The organism is Blastomonas sp. CCH1-A6 (genome assembly GCF_001556365.1).
GTDB lineage: Bacteria > Pseudomonadota > Alphaproteobacteria > Sphingomonadales > Sphingomonadaceae > Blastomonas > Blastomonas ursincola.
The window spans coordinates 23,875-32,189 of sequence record NZ_LSIS01000028.1 but is presented as its reverse complement, the minus strand read 5'-3'; the positions used below and the strand labels follow the sequence as shown (position 1 = coordinate 32,189).

Here is an 8,315-nt window from a genome sequence, read left to right as displayed (position 1 = left end):
CGCGGCGGACTGGCGGGTGGAACGATCTGCGTCCGGAAAGGGTTTTGATCGCGCGAACAGCAGCAGCGGCAGCACCAGCACCAATGTCATGGCGGCGATGGTCGCGGTGCGGCCCGCAAGCCCCTGTGCCGCCGCTTCCGGCAGCAACATCGCCGAAAGCGCGCCCAGCGGCGGCGCGAGCGACAGCAGACCGCCGAGCAGGCCCTTGCGGTCATCGGGCACCACATCGCCCGCCCATGCGATCAGTGGCGTCAGCATCAGGTTGAGCGCGATCTGCCAGGCGACGACGATCCAAAGCAGCGCCATCACCGTGTTGCACCAGACGATCGCCAGTTGCAGCAGGACCGTTGCGGCCAGCCCGGCCGCAACCCAGGTGCGGCGACGGCGCGTGGCATCGCTCAGCCAGCCCGATGCCATGCCTGCGAGGCTCGCCGACAGCGCGCCTGCAAACACGATATAGCCCAGCCAGCGCACGTCATCGCCGCCGGCCAGTTCGGTCACCCGCGCGGGCAGCACCAGCATCAGGAAGGGCGTATAGGCGATCACGCCGCCGGCATAGGCGAGCGCATAGAGCGGAAGGAACGCCGGCGAAAGGCGCGTAAGGGGCACGGTCACAATATCAGCCGCCCACCGCTCATGTCCTGTTCCTGCAACCTCTGCCTTCATCCGCCTTGCATCAGGCCCGCCCTTCCGGATCGTCCGGTCCTGATGGGCGAACGATCCGGGCGTGGCCCCCTTATGCTAGAAGTCGACGCGAACGCGAAGACCGTAACTGCGCGCGTCGTTGAGGAAGCGGATGTTGAGCGACGATCCGACCAGCGCCTTTTGCGACACCTCCTCGTCGAGGAAATTGCTCGCCCAGGCCTCGATCCTGAAGTTCTTGATCGTATAGCCCATGCCGAGGTTGAGCGTCGAAAAGCCCTTCTGCCGATCGGGGAATCCCGCCGACAATGCGGTCTGCCGCGTGCCGTTCAGGAAGACGATATCGTCCTCGTTGAACTGGCTGAGGAAATAGGACGAGCGATAGTTGAGCAGCGCCTGCCAGTCGAACCGGCCCGGCCCCGCCTGGAAGGACTGCGACAGCCGCGCGCTGATATTGATCTTCGACGCCAGCGGCAGGCGGTTGCCCACCAGGCTGATCAGCGGCGAATTGCCGCCTGCGCCGAAATCCTGCGCACGCGCATCGGCCACGGTGCCGCGCGTGATCTTGGTATCGAGGAACGCGGCGTTCAGATCGACCGAGAAATTGCCCGGCAGCTTGAAGCGCAGCTCAGCCTCTGCACCATAGATCCGCGACGCGCCGATATTGCGGTTGACCAGCGAATAGCCGTTGCACACCGGCGGCGCCTGGGTGGTATCGAGATTGATGCAGGTCAGGTCCTGAAAGACCTGGTTGTTATAGTCGTAATAGAAGCCGGTCAGGTTGAACACCGCCGGGCGGTTGAACAGATCGAAGGCGTTGCGGCTGCCGACCTCGTAGACCAGCAGATCCTCCGGCCGGAATTCCTCCGGAATCGGCGAGCCGTTGAAGCTGTCGTTGAAACCGCCCGATTTGTGCCCGGTCGAGACCTTGGCATAGAGCATGTGATCGTCATCGATATCGAACTCCACGCCCACGCGCCAGTCGATGAAATCGAACTTGGCGCGGCCGATCTGCTGGCCGGGAATGGTCAGGTTCGCATAGCTGAAGCCGCCATTGGTGTTCGAGGGGTTGAGCCTCGGGCAGTTGACGAAACCGTTGTCGATATCGGGCCGGTCGATACAGGTGCCATTGGGGTTGGTGCCGTTGGCGATCGACCCGATCTGCGCGATCAGCGTGTCACGCAGGCCCGGCCGCGCAATGCCCTCGATCAGGAACTGCGCCTGGCCGCGCGGCGTGGTGATGTTCGACACGTTGAAATTGGGCCGGTCGAGCAGCGCCGGGCGGAAGCCTTCGGTGCCGACGCGCGTCGCGAAGCAGCAGGCGAAATCCTCGCCGCCCAGCGTGAGTGCCCAGTTGCCGCCGATGCCGAAGCGCGACTTCTTCTCTTCGGTATAGCGGATGCCCGCGATCAGCCGCAGCCGGTCAGCGACGTCATAGGTGCCGTCAGCATAGAAGGCGAAGCTCTCGCCCTTCACGTCGGGCATCACGAATTCGGTCGCCGAATAGCAGCAATAGCCGCGGTCAGCGAGCGCGAGATAGCCGACCGCCTGGTCCTCGTTGAAATAGAAGCCGCCCAGATTCCAGCGGAACGGCTGGTCCTCGTTGGCGAAGATGCGCGCCTCATAGACCTGGCTCTTGGACTTGGTCTGCCAGAAATTGCCCGAGAAATTGTCGTACTGCACCGCCGACAGATCGCGGCCCGGGAAGTCGATACCGTCGCTCGAGGCATTGACCTGGTAGAAATCGACCGAACGGTAGCTGCCGGTCAGCTCCGCGCCGAACGTGCCGAAATCATAGGCGATCTTGCCCTGCACGCCCCATAGCTCGTTGGTCATGTCGCCCTGCAGCCCGCGATAGACGACGTCCTTGAGGTTGAGCTTGTCGGGCCGGATGCCCGTTGCGGCGACCGCGCTGAAGATGTTCGCGCCGGGATAGCCGGTGCCGGTTTCCTTGCCGTAATCGCCGACGATCGAGATGCTGAGGCGATCGCTCGGCTCCCAGAGGAACGAGAGGCGCCCGGCGTAATTCTCTTCAAGGCCCGCAGGCTTCAGCGTATTGGCCGGCGCACCGGTCGAGACGTTGTTGAAGCCGTAATCACGGTTGATGTAATAGGCCGCAGCCCTCAGCGCCGCGGTGCTGCCCAGCGGCACGTTGATCGCGCCTTCGGCCGCATAGGACGATCGGTTCGAGACCTCCGCCTGGGCATAGCCGCCGAACTGGCCGAGCCTGGGCTTGGCGGTGATGATGTTGAGCGTGCCCGCGAGCGCGTTGCGGCCATAGAGCGTGCCCTGCGGCCCCTTGTTCACCTCGACGCGTTCGAGATCGTAGAACATCAGGCCAAGGCCGCGCGGACGCGGGATATAGGTGCCGTTGAGATGCGGCGCCGCGCCGGGATCGCCCAGCTCGGTATTGTTGGCCGAGCCGACGCCGCGGATGAAGATTTCGACATTGCCTTCCTGGTTGGCGATGCTGAGTCCAGGGACCGCGAGCTGCAGCTGGCGCAGCTCGACAATGCCGTCCTGGCGCAATTGCTCTGCCCCCAGCGACTGGACGACACCCGAGACGTCCTGCGAATTCTCCTCGCGCCGGTTGGCGGTGACGATGATCTCGTCCTTGTCGCTGTCCGCGCCATCGGCGGGACGATCCTGCGCATAGGCGGGCATCGCCGCCGTGGCCGACAGCAGCGCAAACAGCGCGGCGCGTGCGAACTGGTTCCTCTTCATGACATCCTCCCTAATCCTGATATTATTTGCATTGAATGACGGGTCCGGTCGGCGAGACGATTTTCGCCGAGGACATGACAATTTCGAGCTTTCCTGCGGTCGCGAGGCTGAGCGGCGTTTCGACCCGGGTCATGTCGACCCCGGCCCTCGCAAAGCAGCTCAGCGGCACCGCGATGCGGGACCATTTGCCGGTCTTCGCGGCGGCAGTGAGCATGGGGGCGAGCGGGAAGCCGCCAGCACACTGCGCGCCGCACCCCATGACCAGGCTGACATCAGCCGTGGGCGGGGTATCGACCCTGAGTTCGATTTCGAGCGCGAGTTCGCCGTTCGACTGGCGCGACAGGTCTTCCGCCTCACCCATCACGATTGCGGCGACCGCCGGTCCGGCGCCGGTCCAGCGCAGCCGCACCGAATCCTCCTGCGCGATGCGGTCTGCCGCCCGCACCTCGATCAGATCGGGGCCGGGATTGGTCGAAAGCGCGCCGGGCGGACCGATCAGCAACCGGCGGCCCGCGCCCGGTTTGCCCGCGGCGAACAGCACGCCGGGATCGGCCGCAGCAACGCTGGCGCGCATCTCGGGCAGCGGGGCGAGATCGCCCTTGTCGGCGAGCGTCAGGCCGAAGCCGTAAGCAAATAGCGGGTCGTAACCGGCGTCGCCGATATTGACCGCGGTCTGGTCGCTCGACTTCGGCCAGCTATAGGGCAGCTTGCCGCGAAAATCGGCCTTGCCGAAAAGCATGTCGGCCACGCCGCCGCCTTCCGATCCCGGCAGCCAGGCGGCGACGAACGCATCCGAGGCGTTGAGGAACGGGTTGACCCACATCGCCCGGCCCGAAAGGAAGACCGAGACGGTGGGAATGCCCGCTGCCTTGAGCTTGCGCAGCAGCGCGAGCGCCTTGGCATCGTCAAAACCGACATCGGGCCGGTCGCCCTGGAACTCGGCATAAGGCTCCTCGCCGAACACCACGATTGCGACATCGGGCTTGCTCGCAAAGCTGCCATCGCGCGAGAGCGTCGCGGTGCCGCCTGCGGCCCTGACCTGCTCGTCGATGCCTTCCCAGATCGATTGCGCATTGGGGAAATCGCTGCGCTTCGTCCCCGTGCCCTGCCAGCTCAGCGTCCAGCCGCCCGTCTGCTTGGTGAGGTTGTCCGCGCCGTCGCCCGCGACCAGGATCTTCGCGCCGGGCTTGAGCGGCAGGACGCTGCCCGCATTCTTGAGCAGCACCAGCGATTCGCGCACCGCCTGCCGCGCCAGCGCGCGATGCTCGGCGCTGCCCAGCAGCTCGAACCGTCCGCCATAGGGCCGCGCGGAAGGCTTGCCCGCCTCGAACAGCCCGGCGCGCAGCTTGACGCGCAGGATGCGGCGCACCGCATCGTCGAGCCGCGCCTGCGGCAGCGTCCCATCCTTCGCGTGTGCCAGCGTGGTCCGGTAGAGTTCCTTCCAGCTATCGGGCGCCATGTACATGTCGAGCCCGGCCGCGGCAGACGCTGCGCAATCGGTCGCGGTGCACCCTTCGACCTGGCCATGACCGTTCCAGTCACCGACCAGGAAGCCGTCGAAATTCCAGCGGTCCTTGACCACATCGGTCAGCAGCGAGCGGTTGCCGTGCATCTTCACGCCGTTCCAGCTCGAGAAGCTGACCATCACCGATTGCACCCCGGCATCGAGCGCGGGGAGATAGGGCGGGCTGAACAGATCGCGCAGCGGTGCTTCGGCCATCTGGGCATCGCCCTGGTCCTTGCCGCCATGCGTGCCGCCATCACCCAGGAAATGCTTGGCGGTGGCGATGATATGCGGCCCGCGCAGCCAGTCGGCGTCGCCGACCTTGCCCTGCAGCCCCTCGATCAGCGGCGCGGCATAGCTGGTCGCGATCTCGGGGCTTTCGCCAAAGCCCTCATAGGTGCGGCCCCAGCGATCGTCGCGCACTACCGCCAGCGTCGGCGCAAAGGTCCAGTCGAGCCCGGTGACGCGCATCTCGATCGCGGTCGCCTCGCCGATCTTGCGGACGAGCTCGGGGTTCCGCGCGGCGCCCAGGCCGATATTGTGCGGAAACAGCGTCGCGCCGACGACATTATTGTGCCCGTGCACCGCATCGCTGCCCCAGATGATCGGGATGCGCGGCAGTTTGCCATTGGGCTTCATCGACGCGGCGTAGAAGGCATCGGCAGCGGCGAGCCAGTCCTTGGCGGGCGCGTTGTAGCGGTTGCCGGGGTCCGAATTGCCGCCGTTGAGCACGGAGCCCAGATGATAGCGATGGACGTCGTCGGGCTTGACGCTGGCAATATCGGCCTGGATGATCTGCCCGACCTTCTGCTCGATCGACATCGCCGCGATCAGCGCGTCGATCCGGCGTTCAATCTCGGCATCGGGGTTCAGCTTCGATTCGCGCTGCGGCCAGAGCTCGGCATGCGCTTCGGCGCTGGCGCCTGCCGCAGCGGTGGTGGCATCGGTAGCGGCGGCAAGCGGCGCGATCCCCAGCGCCAGGGGCCAGGCGAGCGCCGCAAGCGACACAGCACGCAATGCAAGGACAGCCCCACGCGGCACGATCATCATCCCTCCCATCCTGTCGGCGGTTGATGCGCCTGACAACGTTTACCGATTCTCGGTCAACGTTTACCGCTATCCATCGACACAAGTCAAGAGAGGCGCTAAGAGAAGCTGGGTCGCAGCGGTTCCCCCAGTTCCGGGGGGGCCATCCAACCGCCTGGAGGGGACGATTTCAAAGCGAACCACGATCGTCGACATCGCAAGGGTCGCCGGGGTCACGCCCAAGACCGTCTCGCGCGCGCTCAACGATGCTCCCCATGTCAGCGCCGCCGTGCGGCAGAAGGTGAAGGAGGCCGCCGAGGCGCTCGACTATCACCCCAATCTCGCGGCGCAGAGCCTGATCGCGCGCCGCTCGTTCCTGATCGGGCTGACCTATGAACGGCCCAGCCCCAGCTATGTCGTCGAGCTGCAGAACGGCGCGCTCAGCCGGCTCGACGATGGCCGCTACCGGCTGGTGGTGCTGCCCTTCGCGCATGTCGCGAGCCGCCCCGAGGAGCTGGGCAAGCTGCTGCTGCGCGCCGGGCTCGACGGGGTGCTGCTCGCGCCGCCCGCCAGCGACCAGCCGCTGCTGCTCGACATGCTCGAACGCCAGCGCCTGCCTTATGCGCGGATCACCCCGCACAGCGATCTCGATCGCGGTCTGGTGGTAGCGATGGACGAGAGCGCGGCGGGCCATGCGGTGGCGCAGCATCTGCTGGCGCTCGGGCATCGTCGGATCGGCATCATCCTGGGCGATCCCTCGCACGCCGCCAGCATCGGCCGTCTCGAGGGCTATCGCCGCGCCTTTGCCGAGGCAGGTGTCGGAATCGACGACGATCTGATCGTCACCGGCGATTTCACCTATGCCGTGGGCTATGAGGTGGCGCGCACGCTGCTGGCCAGCGCGAAACGCCCGACTGCGGTCCTGGCGCAGAATGACGACATGGCCGTGGCGGCGATCGCGGCGGCACGAGAACTGGGCCTCTCGGTGCCGCAGGACCTGTCGGTCGCCGGGTTCGACAATTCGGAGGTCTCGCGCACCGCCTGGCCGCCGCTGACCACGGTCAACCAGCCGGTCGCGCAAATGGCCTGGGATGCCGCCGACCGGCTGATCGCGATGCTCGACGGCAAGACGGTGCCCGAACTGCCGCAGCGCCGCGACCATGCGCACGAGCTGCTCGTGCGCGCCTCCACCGCTGCCCCGGCCGCCTGATCGATCCGTTATTCCCGCTTCAACGGCGGCTCGGCGCGCTCGATCAGCTCGCGCGCCTGGCTTGCGAACCACTGACCCGCCGCCGGTGCTTTCACCCCGCGCTCGGGATCGATCGGGCCGGCGGTGCCGCGCAGGCACTCTCCGTCCGATTCGCCCGGCACCTTGATCCACAGAAAGCCATCGACATAGGCTTCGCGCGTGATCAGCGTCGGGCGGCGTCCCAGCCCCCGGCCCGGCGGGTTGCACCAGACCTCGGCATCGCGATAGCGCCCGGCCGGCGGCTTCCACGAACCCAGGCCGTTGCGGCTGGTATCGATCAGCGCGTGCTTCTGCGACTTCGGCGTGCGCTTCAGGCCTCGCTCGGCGAACAGCCGGTCATAGGCGGCATCGATCTGCCTGCGATTGCCGGGCCTTTCAAACGGTTCGGCCGAGAACTGGCTGGGGCAGGCCCGCGGGTCCAGTCCGCCCTGCGTCACCAGCGCGATGCAATTGCTGACCCAGTGCGCATAGGGCACGACGCGCGCATCGCTCTCGAAATTGGAAACGTTGAGGAAGAAGCCCGCGACCTTGTCCACATCGGCGCGGATCAGGCGGCTCGCAATCTCGCCGGGCGCAAGCCAGCTGCTGCCGGTGCCGTCGAGATAGACGCGCGCTCGTGGAAGCGCGCCCAGTATTGCGACCGCGCCGCGCAGCTGGTCGTAGCGCCGCGCCGCCGCCGCCTCGTCCTGCCCTTCCGGACGGCACCCTTCGAGATCGCCCGCCAGATTGCGGTGGCAGGGAATGACGCCGAGGCCATCGGGCTCGAGCACGATGATCGCCTGACGGTTGCCGACCCCCCTGGCCAGCCCGGCGACCCAGGCGAGATAGGCCACGCCATCCGCCGCGCCGCCCGCCGAATAAAGCGCACAGTCGCGATAGGGGATGTTGTACGCCACCAGCACCGGAATCTGCCCCTTCGCCGCCGCACGCTCGGTGACGTCGCGGGCCTGGGCCTCGACGATCTCGGGCGTTCCGTAAGCGAGCCAGGTCGCCGAGGGAATGCGCGCCAGAAGCAGCGCGTCCTCGCGGGCAGCGCCCTCGAGCTTCTCGGCAGCTTGAACCGTTGTGCTGCGCTCATCGACGAAGAGCGTCGGCGGTTTGACGGCCGCAGGCGCGATCGCTGCCGGGGCCAGCAGCGCCAGCGCAAAGGCGAGGAATTTCAGTCGCATC

5 protein-coding genes are annotated in these 8,315 nt (G+C 66.6%); 1 reads left to right on the top strand and 4 read right to left on the bottom strand.

Annotation, left to right across the window (positions count from 1 at the left end; genetic code table 11):
• The 3 genes from AX735_RS01595 to AX735_RS01585 all read right to left on the bottom strand — a co-directional run.
• On the bottom strand, positions 1-615 hold a 615-nt coding region (locus tag AX735_RS01595; RefSeq protein WP_156447382.1), incomplete at its 3' end, for an MFS transporter.
• 126 nt (positions 616-741) lie between these two features.
• The gene (locus tag AX735_RS01590; RefSeq protein WP_066274556.1) at positions 742-3,366 is read right to left on the bottom strand and encodes a TonB-dependent receptor; all 2,625 of its coding nucleotides are present in this window, start codon (positions 3,364-3,366) and stop codon (positions 742-744) included.
• A 22-nt stretch (positions 3,367-3,388) separates the two neighbouring features.
• Positions 3,389-5,917, bottom strand: coding sequence for a glycoside hydrolase family 3 protein (locus AX735_RS01585; RefSeq protein ID WP_082750867.1), 2,529 nt, complete (start codon positions 5,915-5,917; stop codon positions 3,389-3,391).
• 154 nt (positions 5,918-6,071) lie between these two features.
• On the opposite strand from AX735_RS01585, the gene AX735_RS01580 reads away from it, so the two are divergent.
• Complete coding sequence (locus AX735_RS01580; protein ID WP_082750866.1) at positions 6,072-7,106, top strand: LacI family DNA-binding transcriptional regulator; 1,035 nt, start codon at positions 6,072-6,074, stop codon at positions 7,104-7,106.
• A gap of 8 nt (positions 7,107-7,114) precedes the next feature.
• On the opposite strand, the gene AX735_RS01575 is transcribed toward AX735_RS01580, so the two are convergent.
• Positions 7,115-8,314, bottom strand: coding sequence for a glycoside hydrolase family 6 protein (locus AX735_RS01575; protein ID WP_066274572.1), 1,200 nt, complete (start codon positions 8,312-8,314; stop codon positions 7,115-7,117).
• Between the last annotated feature and the right edge of the window lies 1 nt (position 8,315).